At 74.4% G+C, this 16,256-nt stretch carries 16 protein-coding genes; 11 read left to right on the top strand and 5 right to left on the bottom strand.

Annotated features, from left to right (window positions below):
- Positions 1 to 139: 139 nt before the first annotated feature.
- The gene (locus ACGFMP_RS21300) at positions 140 to 421 is read left to right on the top strand and encodes a DUF2530 domain-containing protein (RefSeq protein ID WP_393674334.1); all 282 of its coding nucleotides are present in this window, start codon (positions 140 to 142) and stop codon (positions 419 to 421) included.
- A gap of 102 nt (positions 422 to 523) precedes the next feature.
- Here ACGFMP_RS21300 and ACGFMP_RS21295 read toward each other — a convergent pair whose 3' ends face one another.
- Together ACGFMP_RS21295 and ACGFMP_RS21290 are read right to left on the bottom strand one after the other, a co-directional pair.
- A complete protein-coding gene (locus ACGFMP_RS21295; protein WP_393674332.1) occupies positions 524 to 3,718 on the bottom strand; it encodes a sacsin N-terminal ATP-binding-like domain-containing protein in 3,195 nt (1,064 codons plus the stop codon).
- A gap of 174 nt (positions 3,719 to 3,892) precedes the next feature.
- A complete protein-coding gene (locus tag ACGFMP_RS21290; RefSeq protein WP_393674330.1) occupies positions 3,893 to 4,819 on the bottom strand; it encodes a DUF3027 domain-containing protein in 927 nt (308 codons plus the stop codon).
- A gap of 260 nt (positions 4,820 to 5,079) precedes the next feature.
- Between ACGFMP_RS21290 and ACGFMP_RS21285 the strand changes: the two genes are divergently transcribed.
- The 4 genes from ACGFMP_RS21285 (at position 5,080) to ACGFMP_RS21270 (ending at position 8,654) form a co-directional block, all read left to right on the top strand.
- Positions 5,080 to 6,456, top strand: coding sequence for an MFS transporter (locus ACGFMP_RS21285; RefSeq protein WP_393674329.1), 1,377 nt, complete (start codon positions 5,080 to 5,082; stop codon positions 6,454 to 6,456).
- A 126-nt stretch (positions 6,457 to 6,582) separates the two neighbouring features.
- Positions 6,583 to 7,074: a hypothetical protein gene (locus ACGFMP_RS21280; protein WP_393674328.1), complete on the top strand. Its 492-nt coding sequence runs from the start codon at positions 6,583 to 6,585 to the stop codon at positions 7,072 to 7,074.
- A gap of 4 nt (positions 7,075 to 7,078) precedes the next feature.
- The gene (locus ACGFMP_RS21275; RefSeq protein ID WP_393674326.1) at positions 7,079 to 7,774 is read left to right on the top strand and encodes a futalosine hydrolase; all 696 of its coding nucleotides are present in this window, start codon (positions 7,079 to 7,081) and stop codon (positions 7,772 to 7,774) included.
- Positions 7,761 to 8,654: a 1,4-dihydroxy-6-naphthoate synthase gene (locus ACGFMP_RS21270; RefSeq protein ID WP_393674324.1), complete on the top strand. Its 894-nt coding sequence runs from the start codon at positions 7,761 to 7,763 to the stop codon at positions 8,652 to 8,654. Before ACGFMP_RS21275 ends, ACGFMP_RS21270 begins: the two co-directional genes overlap by 14 nt.
- Positions 8,655 to 8,741: 87 nt before the next feature.
- Here ACGFMP_RS21270 and ACGFMP_RS21265 read toward each other — a convergent pair whose 3' ends face one another.
- Positions 8,742 to 9,125: a cold-shock protein gene (locus ACGFMP_RS21265; RefSeq protein ID WP_033173507.1), complete on the bottom strand. Its 384-nt coding sequence runs from the start codon at positions 9,123 to 9,125 to the stop codon at positions 8,742 to 8,744.
- 157 nt (positions 9,126 to 9,282) lie between these two features.
- On the opposite strand from ACGFMP_RS21265, the gene ACGFMP_RS21260 reads away from it, so the two are divergent.
- Positions 9,283 to 9,522: a hypothetical protein gene (locus ACGFMP_RS21260; RefSeq protein ID WP_393674322.1), complete on the top strand. Its 240-nt coding sequence runs from the start codon at positions 9,283 to 9,285 to the stop codon at positions 9,520 to 9,522.
- Between the two features lie 9 nt (positions 9,523 to 9,531).
- Here ACGFMP_RS21260 and ACGFMP_RS21255 read toward each other — a convergent pair whose 3' ends face one another.
- Positions 9,532 to 10,170, bottom strand: a complete 639-nt coding sequence (locus ACGFMP_RS21255) for an HAD family hydrolase (protein WP_393674321.1) — start codon at positions 10,168 to 10,170, stop codon at positions 9,532 to 9,534.
- 129 nt (positions 10,171 to 10,299) lie between these two features.
- On the opposite strand from ACGFMP_RS21255, the gene ACGFMP_RS21250 reads away from it, so the two are divergent.
- Genes ACGFMP_RS21250 through ACGFMP_RS21235 form a run of 4 tightly spaced genes read left to right on the top strand, consistent with a single transcriptional unit; the run spans position 10,300 to position 14,348 of the window.
- Positions 10,300 to 11,298, top strand: coding sequence for a FecCD family ABC transporter permease (locus ACGFMP_RS21250; RefSeq protein ID WP_393674319.1), 999 nt, complete (start codon positions 10,300 to 10,302; stop codon positions 11,296 to 11,298).
- Entirely contained in the window at positions 11,295 to 12,380 is a 1,086-nt protein-coding gene (locus ACGFMP_RS21245) for a FecCD family ABC transporter permease (RefSeq protein WP_393674317.1), read from the top strand. The genes ACGFMP_RS21250 and ACGFMP_RS21245 overlap by 4 nt, the downstream gene beginning before the upstream one ends.
- A complete protein-coding gene (locus ACGFMP_RS21240; RefSeq protein ID WP_393674315.1) occupies positions 12,377 to 13,336 on the top strand; it encodes an ABC transporter ATP-binding protein in 960 nt (319 codons plus the stop codon). The genes ACGFMP_RS21245 and ACGFMP_RS21240 overlap by 4 nt, the downstream gene beginning before the upstream one ends.
- Positions 13,337 to 13,349: 13 nt before the next feature.
- On the top strand, positions 13,350 to 14,348 hold the full coding sequence (locus ACGFMP_RS21235; RefSeq protein ID WP_393674313.1) for an ABC transporter substrate-binding protein: 999 nt from the start codon (positions 13,350 to 13,352) through the stop codon (positions 14,346 to 14,348).
- A gap of 169 nt (positions 14,349 to 14,517) precedes the next feature.
- Here the strand turns inward: ACGFMP_RS21235 and ACGFMP_RS21230 are convergent, their stop codons facing one another.
- The gene (locus tag ACGFMP_RS21230; protein WP_393674312.1) at positions 14,518 to 15,483 is read right to left on the bottom strand and encodes a hypothetical protein; all 966 of its coding nucleotides are present in this window, start codon (positions 15,481 to 15,483) and stop codon (positions 14,518 to 14,520) included.
- A gap of 175 nt (positions 15,484 to 15,658) precedes the next feature.
- On the opposite strand from ACGFMP_RS21230, the gene ACGFMP_RS21225 reads away from it, so the two are divergent.
- Positions 15,659 to 16,099 (top strand): hypothetical protein, encoded by a 441-nt coding sequence (locus ACGFMP_RS21225; protein WP_393674311.1) that lies wholly within the window; start codon positions 15,659 to 15,661, stop codon positions 16,097 to 16,099.
- Positions 16,100 to 16,256: the final 157 nt, after the last annotated feature.

Below are 16,256 nucleotides of genomic sequence, written 5' to 3'. Positions count from 1 at the left end.
GCGATCGTACGAATGTTTTCAGTCAGCGCTGACCGGTTTCAGTATGAATAGCCAACTGGTCAAACACCATCTCCGCGCGTAGACCCCGGTCATTCGGCCTCACGTCCGCCCCGGCGGAACCGCCGCATACGATGGCGGCATGAGCAAGCAGCGGAGTCCACTGCGCGAGGCCCCCGAGCCGCTGGAGGCCAACGACGTCGCCACCGTCACGGTCGGCACGATCATCTGGTTCGCGCTCTTCGTGGTGCAGCTGCCCTTCTACGGCTGGTACTCCGACCACGGCCACACCTGGTTCATCTGGACCTGCGCGGCCGGCGGCGGCCTCGGCCTGATCGGCCTGATGTACGTGCGGGCGCGCCGCGACGCCATCGCACGGGCCGCGGCCGCCCGCGACGGGCAGGCACCGCCCCAGGGCGCGTAGCACTCCAGGAACGGGCGGAAGCCGCCGCCCGACGGCCTTCCGGCACTGATCGGCGCCGCGGCGGACACGGCGCCCGGCGGGCTTCAGTCGAACCAGCGGGCGTCAGTCGAACCAGCGGTCGCGGGCCAGCTCCTCGGTGCGGGAGGGGTCCTCCAGCAGGGCGGCGAGTTCGAAGCGCCGCTCCCAGTGGCCGGCGGCCCAGGCCAGCCCCGCCGCGACGCCCTCGACGGTGGCGGCGTGCAGCGTGCCGCCCGTCCAGCGCCAGTCGACCTCGACGCCGCCGGTGAGCAGCAGCTCCTCGTGCTCGACATACGAGGCGGGGGCGCCCGGGAGCAGGTCGTGGACGGCGGACAGCACCTCGTGCGGCTCGCCCTGCGAGATCACGGCGGCCTCCACGGACTCGCTGAGCCGGCGGACCTGGAAGAGCTCGGCCAGCTCGGCCGCCAGCCGCGGCGGCACCGGCAGCAGGGCGCGGCCGCCGGACAGCGGCAGCAGGTCGGGGGCGTCGGCGACCAGCGCGTCCGCGGCGTCCACCACGACGGTCCGGCCGTCCAGCACGGCCCGCAGCTCGTCGGGGAGGGTGACCTGGTCGGGGTCGAGTTCGGCCAGGGCCGCGTAGAGGCGGTGCAGCTGGGCCGCGGCGACCTCCCGCTGCGGCTCGGCGAGCCGGGCGAGCAGTTCCGCGGCGCCGCCCGGTTCGGCCAGCAGCGCGGCCACCGTGGTGCGTACGCCGAGGGCGCGCAGCACCTGCTCGTCGACGGCGTTGTCGGTCTCGGCCTCCTCATAGAGCCCGGCGAGCAGCCGGTCGCCGCCCGCCGCGCGCAGGCCGACCGGGTGGCGGCCGTCGAGCACCGGGTGGTCGCGCAGCCACCAGGCGGCGTACGGGCGTACCGATTCGGTGGTGCCGTCGGGGAGCAGCACGCGGACCGGGGCGGTGACGGCGTCCCGCAGCGGCGGCCGGGAGAGCAGCGCGAGGGCCTGCGGCCAGGCGTCGTCGTCGACCAGGTCGAGGTCCCGGACGCCGATGATCTCGGTGGCCACCGGCGGCACGTCGGTCTCCGGCAGCTGGTCGAGCACGTCCTCGCACCACACGTCCACGACGTCGAGCAGGCCGACGTCGTCGGGCTCTGCCCAGTCGCTGTCGCGGGGTTCGAGGTCGTCGGGGTCCAGGACGACGTCGGCCGCGCGGACCAGGGCGAAGGTGGCGAGCACCCCGACCGCGGTGAGCGGCTGCTCGCCCCAGCGCTCGGCGAGGTCGGCGTCGAGGGTGCCGAGTTCGCCGGCCCGCAGGACGGCTTCCAACGGGCTTCCGGGCAGCAGGAGTTCACCGGCGGGTGCCAGTTCGCCGTCCTCGTCGGGCAGCGCGAGCGCCGCGAGCCAGGGTTCGTCACCGGGGGCGAGACCGGCGGCGCGGGCCAGCGAGAGGACGGTGTCGGCGAGCTCGTCGGCGTCCAGGCCGGTCTCTTCCTGGTCCCAGGCGGTCTCGTCGTCGAGCGAGGCGGCGACCGCGGCCCGCACCTGCGGGGTGGTCAGGACCGCCCGTGGGGTGGCGGGGGCGGCGCCCAGCTTCTCCAGCAGCGGGTGGGCGGCGTCGGGGTGTGCGACGCGCAGCCCGAGCCTGGCCAGCAGGGCCGGGTCCACGGTGTCCTGGTCCTCGCCCGGCACCGGCAGCAGCACCTGCCGCGGCCCGATCACCGTACGGCCGTCGGCGAGCGGCACGGGCAGCCCGCTGAGGACGTCGGCGTCGGTGCCGGCGAGGGCGTCGTAGAGCCGCCACCACCATTCGGCGGGGCGCTCGGCGCCGGACAACCGGTCGACGGCGTCGGCAAGCGAGAGCCGGGCGACGCCCAACTGGCGCAGGGCGGGGCGCCGTTCGAGGGCGGACGGTACGAGGGTCGGCAGCACCTCGGCCAGCACGCGTACCGCCTCGGCGGTGGCGCCCTCGACGACCTCGGCTTCGACGGGCCGCAGCGCGTGGCCCTCACCGGCGAGCGGGCCGCCGCCGTCCCAGCCGTCGGCGTCGGCGGAGGTCACGGGGGTGCCGGCGGGGACCTCGCCCGCGCGTGGCAGGAAGGGGGTGCGGGGCAGCAGGGCCAGGATGCGGCGGCGCAGTTCGGCGTCGAGCACGCCGGTGCCGAGCGGCCCGGGCACCAGGTCGACCACGCCGGCGCCCGAGGGGCGCCAGGCGGCGAGCAGCCGCACGTACGCGTCGGCGGCGCGCTCGATCAGGAAGTCGGTGAGCGGCCCGGGGGCGGCGTGCCTGCGGGTCGGGTCGAGCGGGAGCGAGGCCAGCAGCAGGGCGGGCAGCCCGAGCGGTTCGTCGGTCGGCGTCGGGGCGTGCACGACGGCGGCGGTGCGGGGCGCGGCGGGGGCCCCGTCGTCGGCGACGGGCACGGCCCAGGTCACCGCCCAGGCCGGGCGCAGGCGTTCCTCGACCGGGCGGTCGGCGAGCAGGTCGGCGGTCAGCGCCCCGCCGTCGGTGACGACCCGCCAGCGGGTGGCGGCGGGGGCGTCGGAGTCCTCGACCAGGACGTCGCCGTCCTCGGCCTGGCGGCGGGTCAGGGTCCGCACCCCCGCAGGGGTGTCGACGACGACCTCGGTCAGGCCGGGCATGGCCAGCAGCAGGGCGTCGTCCACGGCGGCCAGCAGCCGGCCTGCCAGGTCCTCGGCGGCGCCGTCCCGCAGCGGCAGGACGACGACGGTGTCGTAGGTGTCGGGCGCGCTGCCCTCGGCGGGCAGCGGCAGCCGCAGCAGCGGGACATGGCCGTCCCTGCGCCGCAACTCGTCGTCCAGGCCGGGGACTTCGGCGGCAAGTCCGCGCGCCTCGGTCAGCGACCAGCGCACACCGCCGCTGCGGCCGACCACCGCGGGTTCGTCGCTGACCGCGAGGACGGCGGCGAAGCCGACGCCGAAGCGGCCGATGGCGGCGGGGCCCTCGTCGCGCTTCGCGGACGCGCGCAGCGTGGAAAGCGACTCGACGGCGACGGCGTCGAGCGGTGCGCCGGTGTTCGCGGCGGCGAGCAGCGCGGGGGCCTCGGGGGTGGCCTCGTGGTAGGTCAGCCGGAGGCGGCCGGCGACGCCGGCACGGGTGGCGGCGTCGGCGGCGTTCTGGGCCAGCTCGATGATCAGCCGGTCGCGGTGGCCGCCGAGCGCGAGGTCCTCCTCGGCGTTGGCGTCCTCCCGGAAACGGGCCGCCGACGCGGACCAGGCGGTGAGGACCGCCTGGCGCAGGTCCGCGGTGCGGAAGGGGTCGGGGTGGCCTTCCGGGAGCGGCCGGATTACGCCTGCGCGGGTCACGTACGGTCCTTCGCTCGCCGGATGCGCCCCTGGCGGGGCTGTGCACGGTGACCGTACCGCCATTCGGCGTGCCCTTCATCCCGCGGCCCTGGCCGCGGACGGCTCCCCCGGGACGACGCTGCCGCCGGGGGCCGCGAAGGGCCAGGGAGGGGCCAGGGAGGCCCCCGGGGGCCGTCAGGAGCGGTCCTGGCCCGCTTCCCCTGGGGTGCCGGTATCGCCGCTGCCCGCGCCGCCGTCGCCGCTCGGATCGCCGCCGTCCGCCGCCGCGGCCCCGTCGGTCCCGTCCGCCGCCTGGCCCGGGTGCAGCGAGAGCGGGTCGGTGTCGTGGAGCTCGTCGAGGACCATCGGCGCGGGCTGCGGCGGCCGCGGCATGACGGCGGCCTCCGAGTGGCCGCCGCAGCCGTAGCCGAGCGAGACCAGGCGGCCGTCGGCCGGCGAGAACTCGTTGGCGCAGAGGCCGAAGGCCTGGCTGAGCGAGCCGGCGATCGGCACCAGGAAGCCGCAGCTGACGCAGTTGGCGGGTGCTGCCTGCGCCATCGGCGTCTTCGGGCCGAACTGCTCGTCCCAGCGGTCCGCGGCGGCGTGCAGGCCGTAGCGGGACAGCACCCGGGGCCTGCCCATGCCGAGCTGCCCGGCGATCGAGCCGATGGTCGCCACCGACGGCACCACCATGTCCGCGCCGTCCTCGACGTCCGCGCCGGGCTCCCCGGCCGGCGGCTCGTCGTCACCTGTCCAGCCCGGTTCGAGGCGCAGGTCGTCCGCCTCGGTCGGCAGCAGGTCGCCGGGGCCCATGTCGCCCGGGCGCAGCCGCTCGCTCCACGGCACCCACTCGGGGGCGAGGACGGCGTCGGATCCGGGCAGCAGCACCGTTTCGTCGATCGTCACGTTCTTGGCACGCGACGCCCTGGTCAGCGTGGTGGCCCAGCGCCAACCCCGGTAGGCGGGCTCGGTGCAGGCGAAGAAATGGGTGACGACCCGGTCACCCTCCGCGGCTACGCCCAGGTGCTCCCCCACCGACTGCGGCCCCGCCGCCTCCAGCGTGACCGTCCTGGCCACATCGACGGCCTCGGCGCACAGGCGGTCAGGGGTACGGCTTCGCATCGCTGCACTCACAGAAATCGTTTCTCTCTCTACGCCGTCTCACGTGTGCGCTCGCGGGCGGAAGGACCCGACGCGGAGAGTTGAGGCGGAGCGGACCTGAGGACCGCTTCGACGCCTACGTTCCCTGCCTCATCCGGTCCTGCCCGAGCGTCCTCGGGCGCACCTGTTGCCACCCATTCTGCGTGATCGCACGGTACCTGTGCGCACCACGCCCGCAAAGGAGGGGGTGAGCTCTCTTCCGATTGGGGCAGGATTGCGTCATGGCACGAACCGTGACCGCAGGGCGAGGGCCTGTGCGCAGTGTGGGACGCGCCCTCGCACGAGGCGTGGGCGCCCCCGCCGGTGCGCTGGGTCGGCGTATCCGGCGTACGACACATGCCGGAGGCGCGGGCGAGTCGGGTCTGTCCAAGCTGATCGAGCTGCACGCGGTCAATTCCGCGGGCGACATGATGATCACCGTCGCGCTCGCCAGCACCGTCTTCTTCTCGGTGCCGAGCGGCGAGGCCCGCGGCCGGGTGGCGCTCTACCTGCTGGTGACGATGGCGCCCTTCGCGCTGCTCGCCCCGGTGGTCGGCCCGCTGCTCGACCGGTTTCAGCACGGCCGCAGGGCCGCGATGGCGACGGCGATGATCGCCAGGGCGGTGCTTGCCTGGACGATGGCCGGGGTGATCTCGACCGCGGGCCTCGGCCTGTATCCGGCGGCGCTCGGCGTCCTGGTGGCGTCGAAGGCCTACGGCGTGGTGCGCAGCGCGGTGGTGCCACGGCTCTTGCCGGGGCGTACGACGCTGGTGAAGGCCAACTCCAGGGTCACCTTGTCGGGCCTGCTGGCCACCGCGGTGGCGGCGCCGGTGGCCGCCGGGCTGAACGTGATCGGGCCGCAGTGGCCGCTCTACGGCGCTTTCGTGGTCTTCATCGGCGGCGCCCTGCTGTCGATGTCGCTGCCGGGCAAGGTCGACTCGGCCCGCGGCGAGCAGAAGGTGCGGCTGTCGGCGGACGAGGAGGCGCCGCCGGAGCCGTCCGGCATCCCGGGCCGCAAGCCGGGGCTGCTGGGCGTGGGGTCCTCGGTCCTGCACGCCCTCCAGGGCAACAGCGGGCTGCGGGCGCTGTCGGGCTTCCTGACGATGTTCCTGGCCTTCATGATGCGCGAGCACCCCCTCGGCGGTCTCACGCCCGCGGTGTCGCTGGGCGTGGTCGCCGTGGCCGCGGGTGTCGGGAATGCGTTCGGCACGGCGCTGGGCGCGTGGCTCAAGGCGCGCGGCCCTGAGGTGATCATCGCCACGGCCCTGGTCTGCGCGCTGAGCACGGCGACGATAGCGGCCGGCTGGTACAGCCTGGTCACCGTCGCCGCGCTGACCGCGGTGGCCGGTATCTCGCAGGCGCTGTCGAAGCTGTCGCTCGACGCGCTGATCCAGCGCGATGTGCCGGAGCTGGTGCGGACCTCTGCCTTCGCCCGCTCCGAGACCGCGCTCCAGCTCTCCTGGGTGGTGGGCGGCGGGCTGGGCATAATCCTGCCGCTGAACGGGCCGCTGGGCATGGCGTGCGCGGCGGGTCTCGTCCTGGTGGCGTTCCTGACCTCGGTACGCGGCCTGGTCGGTGCCGCGCGCCGCGGCAGTACGGCCCGCGCCCGGGTGGCGTAGCCGGGGCCCGGCGCCCTGGGGCCCGTCATCCGTACGGGTCTGCCGCCGCCCGCCGGTGCGGGCCCCCACCTGGGGACACGCGCACCCCCGCGCGGACTGGGGGCAACCGCCCGGTAGCCTCCTGCCATGAGCATTCGCCGCGCTGCCGCCACCATCGGTGCCCTTTCTCTCGGGCTCGTCGCCCTGACCGCCTGCGACAAGCCGACCGCCATGGCGACGGTGACCGTGGGCAGCAAGACCGTGCAGTCGGAGGCCGCGGACAAGTGCTACGACGGCGGCAAGAAGCTGTCGCAGGAGTTCTTCCTGGCCTGTCTCCAGACCACCCCGAAGCACCACATCACGGTGCCGGTCGGCGACACGGTGCGGATCGGCGTGGACCCGTCGATCGCGAAGAAGGGCTGGCTCATCGCCCAGGGCACCACGCTGGTGACGCCGGAGCCGCTCAAGGACAAGACGTACTGGACGGTGGACAGCGAGACGCTGTTCAACGCGCAGGACCAGCAGACCGGCGGGACCACCACCGCCAAGCAGGTGACGCTGAACATCGTGGAGTCGGCCGACACCACCGGCCAGGCCTCCTTCCGCGTCATCCAGTTCAACCTGATCAGGGGTCAGTAGCGCCGTGCGGGCCCGCCGCAGGCGTGTCCTGGTGCTCACCGCGGTGGACGCCGAGCGGGACGCCGTCATGGCGGGCCTGTCGGCGGCGGGGCGGGTCGCGGGCGGGTTCGAGGTGGTCACGGTGGGTGCGGGGCCCGCGGCTGCGGCCGCGGGTGCGATGTACGCGCTGATGAACGCCCTCGCGGTGGATCACGTACGGCCCGACCTGGTGGTGTCGGCGGGGATCGGCGGCGGTTTCGCGCCCGCGGCGCCGGTCGGCTCGCTCGCGGTGGCCGAGTCGATCGTGGCCGCGGATCTGGGGGCGCAGACCGCGGAGGGCTTCGCCTCCGTGGCGGAACTGGGCTTCGGCCGCTCCGAGCACCGCCCGCCGGCCCGGTTGAGCCGCGCGGTGGCCGACGGGCTCGCCGCCGCGTACGGCCCGGTGCTGACCGTCGGCACGGTCACCGGCACCGCGTCCCGCGCCACCGAACTCGCCGACCGGCACCCCGGCGCGGTGGCGGAGTCGATGGAGGGCTTCGGGGTCGCGGAGGCGGCGGCGCTGGTCGCCCTGCCGGTGCTGGAGATCCGCGCGATCTCCAACGCGGTCGGCCCCCGGGACCGCGCGGCCTGGCGGATCGGGGAGGCACTCGCGGCACTGACGGCGGCGTTCGGGAAGCTCCCGGCCGTATTGGAGGTTGAGGCAGCACATGACGGCACATGAGAGCACCGGCGGCACCGGCGGTACGAGCAGCGGCGGCGGTGCGGACGCGCTGCGGATCGCGTACTCCCCCTGCCCCAACGACACCTTCGTCTTCCACGCCTGGGCGCACGGCCTGGTGCCGGACGCGCCGCCGCTGGACGTGACGTTCGCCGACATCGACATCACCAACGGGATGGCAGAGCGCGGCGAGTTCGACGTGCTCAAGGTGTCCTACGCGGTGCTGCCGTGGGTGCTCGACGACTGGGCCCTGCTGCCCTGCGGCGGGGCGCTGGGGCGCGGCTGCGGGCCGCTGGTGCTGACCCGGGAGCCGGGCTTGGACCTGGCCGGGCGGACGGTGGCGGTGCCGAGCGAGCGCTCGACGGCCTATCTGCTCTTCCGGCTGTGGGCGGCGTCCGAGGTCGAGGGCGGCGTCGGCGAGATCGTGGTGATGCCCTTCCACGAGATCATGCCCGCGGTGCGGGACGGCCGGGTGGACGCGGGCCTGGTGATCCACGAGGCGCGCTTCACCTACCGGAACTACGGCCTGCACAAGCTCGCGGACATGGGCGAGCACTGGGAAGCCACGACGGGCCTGCCCATCCCGCTCGGCGCCATCATCGCCCGCCGCTCGCTGGGCAAGGAGCGGCTGCACGCCCTCGCGGACGCGGCCCGCACCTCGGTGCGCATGGCGTGGGACGACCCGACGGCCTCCCGTGACTACGTGCTCGCGCATTCCCAGGAGATGGATCCGGCGGTCGCCGACCAGCACATCGGCCTGTACGTGAACGAATTCACGGCGGATCTCGGCACCGACGGATACGCCGCCGTACGCGGGCTGCTCACCCGGGCCGCGGCCGAAGGCCTGGTGCCCGCGCTCGGCGCTGACGCGCTCGCTTTCTGAAATATTGCCCCGGCATTCGGGCCGCCCGGCAAAAGCCGGGCGGCCCTTTACCGGAAGCCCATGGTCCGGTAAAGAGCCGCCGGTGGATTAAACGTCGAGCTGGTCGGCGACGACGCGCAGCACGGAAGCGATCTTGTGCCCGTGCGCCTTGTCGGGATACCGGCCTCGCTGGAGCGACCTGGCGACGTCTTCGAGCAGTGTGGTGAGGTCCTGGACGATGGGCAGCAGCTCGTCGGGCTTGCGGCGCTGGGCTGCGGCGACCGAGGGGGCGGGGTCCAGCAGTGTCACGGAAAGCGCCTGGTCACCGCGCTGGCCCGCGACGACACCGAATTCCACACGCTGGCCGGGCTTGAGCGCGGCGACCCCGTCAGGCAGCACAGAGGAGTGCACGAAGACGTCGCCGCCGTCGTCGCGGGAGAGAAAGCCGAAGCCCTTCTCACTGTTGAACCACTTGACCTTGCCGGTAGGCACGTCCGACCTCGTCCTCATTGCTCGAAACCGCTCTGAATAAGACAGCAGCGGGTCCATCGGAGACCCGCCGACACCAAGGCTAATGGCCAGGTGCTGTGTGACAAGACGGCGAGGTCCCGTTCCCTCGCGCCGCACAGCACGGACCTACCCTTGTCCGGTGAGCAAACAAACCATGGGCGCCGGTGACCTGCTCGTCAGGATCGGCGCGATCGTCTTCATCGTCGGGGCGGTCGGCACGCTGGCCACGGTGGCGCCGCTGCTGCTCGGCACCCACCGGCTGCCGACTCCGGCGTATTTCGTGTCGATGCTGATGGGTGTCGGGCTGGCGCTCGCGCTGCTCGGCCTGCTGCGCTCGGCACTGGCGCAGCGGCGGCCCGAGGGTCACCCACAGGCGTGAAATCCGAGGTCAGGCGAGTGCCGAGGTGTGGGTGGCGAGCCAGCCGGGAAATTCACTGAGGTCGGCAAGTACGACATCGGCCCCCGCCGCCCGCAGCTCCGCCGCGCTGCACGGCCCGGTGGCCACCGCCACGGAAAGGGCGCCCGCCTTGCGCGCGCCCCGCACATCCCCGGTGTGATCGCCGACGTAGACGGTCGCACCCCACTCGATCAGCGCCTCGGCCTTGGCCTCAGCCCAGAGCCAGCCGCGCAGCTCCGCCTCGATGCCGACGTGGGCGAGGTGCAGTTCGGCGTTGGGGCCGTATTTCGCGGTGACGACGACCGGGCGGCCGCCTGCCGCGCGGACGGCCGCCACCGCCTCGGGGGCGCCGGGCATCGCGGGCGTCGGAATGATGGCGTGGTCCGGGTAGAGCGTGCGGTAGCGCTCCGCCATCTCCGGGATCAGCTCCCGGGGGTACCAGTTCAGCAACTCTTCGTCGAGCGGCGGGCCGAGCCGGGTGACGGCCAGGTCGGAGTCGATGAAGACGCCGGTCTCCGCCGCGAGCCGGTCGTACACGGCCTTGATCCCGGGCCGGGAGTCGATCAGGGTCATGTCGAGGTCGAAGCCCACCGTGAGGGCCGGCGGAACGGAGGAGAAGTCGTTGGTCACGCCACCCATTGTCACCTGTACGGTCAACCTCTCCCCATTGGTCCCGTCGACACCCCGTATAGTTAGCGCAGCCTAAGCTAAGCCCTGCCCGGCGCCAGACGGTCGCCGCCTCCCGGAGGACCGACCGACATGCTCCTGCGCCGCCGCACCGGCTGGATCGCCGCGGCGACGGTGGCACTGCTGCTCGCGGTGCTGCTCAGCCTGGCGGTCGGCAGCCGCGAGATCCCGCCGTCCCAGGTGTTCGACGCGCTGCTGCACGGCGGCAGCAGCAAGAACGCCGAGGTCGTCCGCAGCCTGCGGGTGCCGCGCACGGTGATCGGCGTCATGGTCGGCGCCGCCCTGGCCGTGGCCGGTGTGGTGATGCAGGGCGTCACCCGCAATCCCATCGCGGAGCCCGGCATCCTCGGCGTGAGCCAGGGCGCCTCCCTCGGCGTGGTGTGCGCCATCGCGTACGCCGGGGTGGGCACGCTCAGCGGCTACGTCTGGTTCGCCTTCGCGGGCGCCGGGGCCGCCGCCGTCGCGGTCTACGCGGTCGCGGCCCGCGGCAGGGGCGGCGCCTCACCGGTCAAGCTCGCGCTGGCGGGGGCGGCCATGAACGCCTTCCTGACCTCGATCGTGTCCGGGGTGCTGACCACCGACGCGCAGACGCTGGACACCTACCGCTTCTGGCAGGTCGGTTCGCTGTCCGGCCGCGACACCCACATCATCGGGATGATCTGGCCCTTCCTGCTGGTGGGCCTGCTGCTGGTGCTGGCGATGGCCCGCGGCCTCGACGCGCTCGCGCTCGGCGAGGACGTCGCCAAGGGCCTCGGGCAGAACGTGGCGGTGCTGCGGCTGACCGGTGCGCTCGGCGCGACCGTGCTGACCGGCGCCGCGGTGGCAGCCGCGGGCCCGATCGCCTTCGTCGGCCTGGCCGTCCCGCACCTGGCCCGCGCCCTGGTCGGCACCGCCCACCGCTGGGTGCTGCCGATGGCCGCGCTGCTCGGGCCGGTGATGATCCTGGTCTCCGACGTCGTCGGCCGCATCGTCTTCCCCCCCTCTGAGGTGCCGGTCGCGGTGATGACCGCGCTGATCGGTGTGCCCTTCCTGGTGGCGCTGGTCCGGCGCAGGTCGGTGGTGGCGGCATGACCGGGGTACGCACACCCGCCACGACGCGGGAGCGGGTACGGCCCGCGGGCTACACCGTCGTACGCCCCGGCGGCCGCGGGTCCTTCCTGGTGCACCGGCGCTCGCTCACCGTCACCTGCGTGCTGGCCGCGCTGCTGGCGGCGGTCTGCGTGGCGTATCTCTGCGTCGGGGAGTCCTTCGTGGCGCCCGGCGAGGTGGTGAAGGTGGTCTTCGGGCGGCCGAGCCCGGACGAGCTGGTGGTCGGCGAGCTGCGTGAGCCGCGGCTCGTGCTCGGACTGCTGGTCGGTGTGGCCTTCGGCATGTCCGGCGCGCTGATCCAGACCGTCGCCCGCAATCCGCTGGCCAGCCCGGACGTGATCGGCGTGACCCATGGCGCGGGGGCGCTGACGGTGGCCGCGATGACGTACGGGGTGACCTCCTACACCGCGCTGCCCTACCTCTCGATCGTCGGCGGCCTGACCGCCGCCGGCCTGGTCTACGTCTTCGCGTGGCGGCGCGGGCTGCACGCGGCCCGCTTCGTGCTCATCGGGATCGGCTTCTCGGTGGCGCTGTCGTCGGTGACGCAGCTCTTCCTCACCAAGGGCGACTACCTGGTCGCCCAGCAGGCGAAGGTCTGGCTGACCGGTTCGCTCAACGGCCGCGGCTACGCGGAGGCGCGCCCGCTGGAGGTCGTCCTGCTGCTCGCGGTGCCGTGCGCGCTGTGGGCGGCGCGGGCGCAGCGCACGGTGTCCTTCGACGACGACACCGCCACGGCGCTGGGCGTCAGGCTCGGGCGGATCAGGTTCGGCCTGGTCGCGCTCGGCGTCGTGCTGGCCTCGGTCGCCACCGGGGCGGCAGGGCCGGTGGACTTCGTGGCGCTGCTGGCCCCGCAGATCGCCCGCCGGCTGACCAGGACCGCGCAGATCCCGCTGCTGGCCTCCGCGCTGACCGGCGCGCTGGTCGTGGTCTTCGCCGACCTGCTGGCCCGCAAGCTGTTCTCGCCGACCGAGCTGCCGGTCGGCGTGATGACCGCCGCCGTCGGCGCGCCCTACCTGATGTGGCTGATCGTCCGCAGCCGCAGCCGTTCCGGAGAGCCGTCATGACGACCCCAGAGCCCGCACCCGCACCCGCACCCGCACCGGCGAAGGCGGCCGAGCAGCCCGCGCCCGCGCGCAAGCCCGCCGCCCCCGGTGCGGCCGCGACCGCCCCGCCACCGGGGAAGGGTAAGGGGAATCGCCTCGCCGCCCGCGAGCTCACCCTCGCCTACGAGGACCGGGTCGTGGTCGACGGGCTCGACCTGGAGATCCCCGACGGCCGCGTCACGGTCATCGTCGGCCCCAACGCCTGCGGCAAGTCCACCCTGCTGCGCGCCCTGGGCCGGCTGCTCAAGCCGCAGCACGGCTCGGTGCTGCTGGACGGCGCCGAGCTCTCCCGGGTCCCCACCCGGCAGATCGCCCGCACCCTCGGCCTGCTGCCGCAGTCGCCGGTGCCGCCCGAGGGCATCACGGTCGCCGACCTGGTCTCGCGGGGCCGCCAGCCGCACCAGAAGTGGTGGCAGCAGTGGTCGGAGTCCGACGAGCGGCTGGTCGCCGAGGCCATGGAGCGTACGGCGACCAGCGACCTGGCCGGCCGGCTGGTCGACGAGCTGTCCGGCGGCCAGCGGCAGCGGGCCTGGATCGCGATGGCGCTGGCCCAGGACACCGACCTGCTGCTGCTCGACGAGCCGACGACGTTCCTCGACATCGCCCACCAGGTCGAGGTGCTGGACCTGGTGCGCCGTTTGAACCGCGAGCGCGGGCGGACCGTCGTCGCCGTGCTGCACGACCTCAACCAGGCCGCCCGCTACGCCGACCACCTGATCGCCATGAAGGCGGGCCGGATCGTGGCCGAGGGCCCGCCGGGCGAGGTCGTCACCGCGGACCTGGTCCGTGAGGTGTTCGGCCTGGCGTCGGTCGTGGTGCCCGACCCGGTGACCGGCAGCCCCCTGGTGGTACCGGGCGCGCCCTGGCAGCCGTCCGGCGAAACCCCGCACGAGACCGCCGCAACTCCGCATCCCTGAACGGAGAACCGCCATGTCCCGTACCAGCAGCGCCCGTTCGACCCGCGTCCCCGCACTTCCCGCCGTCGCCGCCGCGTTGCTGTGCACGGCGCTCGCCGCGACCGCGTGCGGCTCATCGTCGTCCTCGTCGTCCGGCACGCCCGCGAAGTCCGGGGCTCGGGGCGGTACGCACAGCGTGGACACGGCCATGGGCCCGGTGACGGTGCCCGACCATCCGCGGCGGGTCGTCGTCCTGGACACCGCGGAGCTCGACTCGGCGATCACCCTCGGCGTCAAGCCGGTCGGCGCCACCAGCGCGGGCACCAGCTCCGGTTTCCTCGACTACCTGCCGCAGGACGAGGTGGCCGGGATCAAGAACGTCGGCGGGATCGCCAGTCCCGACCTGGAGGCGGTCGCCGCGCTCGATCCGGACCTGATCCTCAGCAGCAAAGTGCGGGACGGCGCCCACTACGACGCCCTGTCCAAGATCGCGCCGACCGTGCTCACCGAGACCACCGGCGCACCCTGGAAGGCCGACTTCCAGCTGCACGCCGCCGCGTTGGGCCGCACCGAGCAGGCCGCGCGGGCGGTGGCCGCCTATCAGGACCACGTCGCGAAGGTGACCGCCGCGCTCGGCGGCGCCGAGAAGGCGGCCGCGCTGAAGGTGAGCATGGTGCGCTTCGTGGAGGGCGCCGACATCCGGCTCTACGGCAACGCCAGTTACATCGGCACCGTCCTCAAGGACGTGGGCCTGGGCCGGCCTTCCGTGCAGGACGTCGACAAGCTCAACGTCGACGTCAGCCCCGAGCAGATCGACAAGGCCGACGGCGACGCGCTCTTCTACGCCACCTACGGCGACCCGAAGGCCGCCAAGGAGACGCAGGTGACCGGGAGTTCGCTGTGGAAGCAGCTCACCGCGGTCGGCGCGGGCCATGCGCACCGGGTGGACGACCAGCTCTGGTACCAGGGCATCGGCTACACCGCCGCCGGCAAGGTCCTCGACCAGCTGGAGCAGGACCTCACCGCGAAGTGACCCCGCCACGCCGGGAGTCGGCCGCCGGGCCCGAACACCGGGCCCTTGGCCTCGACCCGGGCCTGGGTCCGGACCTGGGCCTGGGGTCAGCGATCGGCCGCCGCCCGCCGGACCTGGGCCTGGGCCTGGGCCGAGGGTCAGCGATCGGCGGCGCCCGGCGCCCGGCGGCTCACGCCGACCGCCGGTTCCGCCACAGCAGATACAGCGCGGTGCCGACGGCGGCCAGCCGGATGGCCGGCGGGTAGGCGTCCTGGAACGCCTGCCCCATCTGGCCCTGGGCGATGGGGTCACCCCACTTGCCGACGTCACGGCCCCAGACCCATACCAGCAGCCCGGCCGCGAAGGCGCCGGGGATGAACAGCACCGCGAACTTGGCCTGCGGCCTGCTGAGCCGCCGCGACAGGTAGGCGGTCAGCCAGCCGAGGCCGAGCGGGATCAGCGAGCCGATCGCGGCGCCCACGACCAGCAGTGCCGCGGCGAGCAGCAGCACCGGGCTGCCCCAGTTGCGGCGGCCCTCCGTGCGCGGTGCGCGCCGCAGCAGGCGGCGGCGCCTCGGAGCCGCGGCGGGTTCCGCGGCCTCGCCCTCGGCCGCCGCCTCGTCCTCGGCCGCCGCGCCCCCACCCTTGCCAGGGGGCAGGTCGTCCGCGCCCAACTCCTCGTCGTCGAAGGGGATGAAGACCCCGCCGGTCATCCCCGGAAGTCCGGCCAGCTCGTCCCCGGGCCGCGGGCGGCCGCCGTGACCGTCCCCCTGCCACCACTCGCGCTCGGCGCCGTCGCCGTCCCGGCCGGGCCTCGGCACCCGGGAGTCGCCTGCCGTCCTCGGCACCTGCGGGCCCGGCCTCTTGGCGTACGGGCCGTAGGACCCCGCCGGCGGCTCCTCCGCGGGCGGCGGTGCCGTACGGCGCCCGGAACCGGAGCTGCCGGCGGCGGCCTCCACCACCTCGTCCGGGCTGCCCATCCGCCCCAGGATGCGCCGCACCGCGACCTCGGAATCGGCTCCGCGCCGCTCCCGGTCGATGTCGTTGCGCAGCTGCGCGACCAGCTGCATCCGCTCGGCGGCGGGCATCGCGGTCTGCGCCAGATCCCCGACCCGGCTCAGATAGTCGAACACCAGCCGGTCACTCTCGACCCCCACCGCCCAAACCCCCTCACCTCGCCACGACTTCACCTCCGCCGACCGTACCCGTCCCCCGGTGCGCCTGTCCTCGCGGACACCGCGGACACCGCGTCCTGTTGCGGATCGGCCACCCGTAGGTCGCGGTTTGCGAACGGGCCGCCTGCGGCGGGCGGCAGGTGAGCACCATGCGGGTATGGACATCGGGGCGGGCCTGAAGCACCTGGCGGGGATGTTCGTGCTGATCGTGCTGGGGTCGATCGCCGCGACGATCTGCCTGGTCGCCATGGCGCTCGCGCTGATCGCCCTCGCGGGCCGCATGATCCGCGAGGTCCGCCGCAGCCGGCTCCCGGAACCGCCCGACCCCTGCGTGACCGCGGACCGGGCCGCGGACATGCGCGGGAAGCCCGACCCGAACGGAATCGGCGACCACACCCCCGGCCCGCCCACGGACCACAACCCGAGCCCGCCCGCAAACCACACCCCCGGCCCGCCCACGGACCGCGACCCGAGCCCGCCCGCAAACCACACCCCCGGCCCGCCCACGGACCGCGACCCGAGCCCGCCCGCGGACCGCGACCCGAGCCGGCCCGCAAACCACGCCCCAGGGCGGCCCACGGACCGCGACCCGGGATGAGCCCCGCACCGCAAACCCGGACGAGCCGGGGGCCGCAGGACGGCCGCAGGCCGGGAGCGGGGCGGCCGCAGGCCGGGAGCGGGGCGGCCGCAGGCCGGGAGCGGGGCGGCCGCAGGCCGGGAGCGGGGCGGCCGCAGGCCGGGAGCGGGGCGGCCGC

It is taken from the genome of Streptomyces sp. NPDC049040, assembly GCF_043197715.1.
Taxonomy (GTDB): domain Bacteria; phylum Actinomycetota; class Actinomycetes; order Streptomycetales; family Streptomycetaceae; genus Actinacidiphila.
Note: the sequence above shows the minus strand (reverse complement) of the source record. Positions and strands in the feature narration are given on the sequence as shown.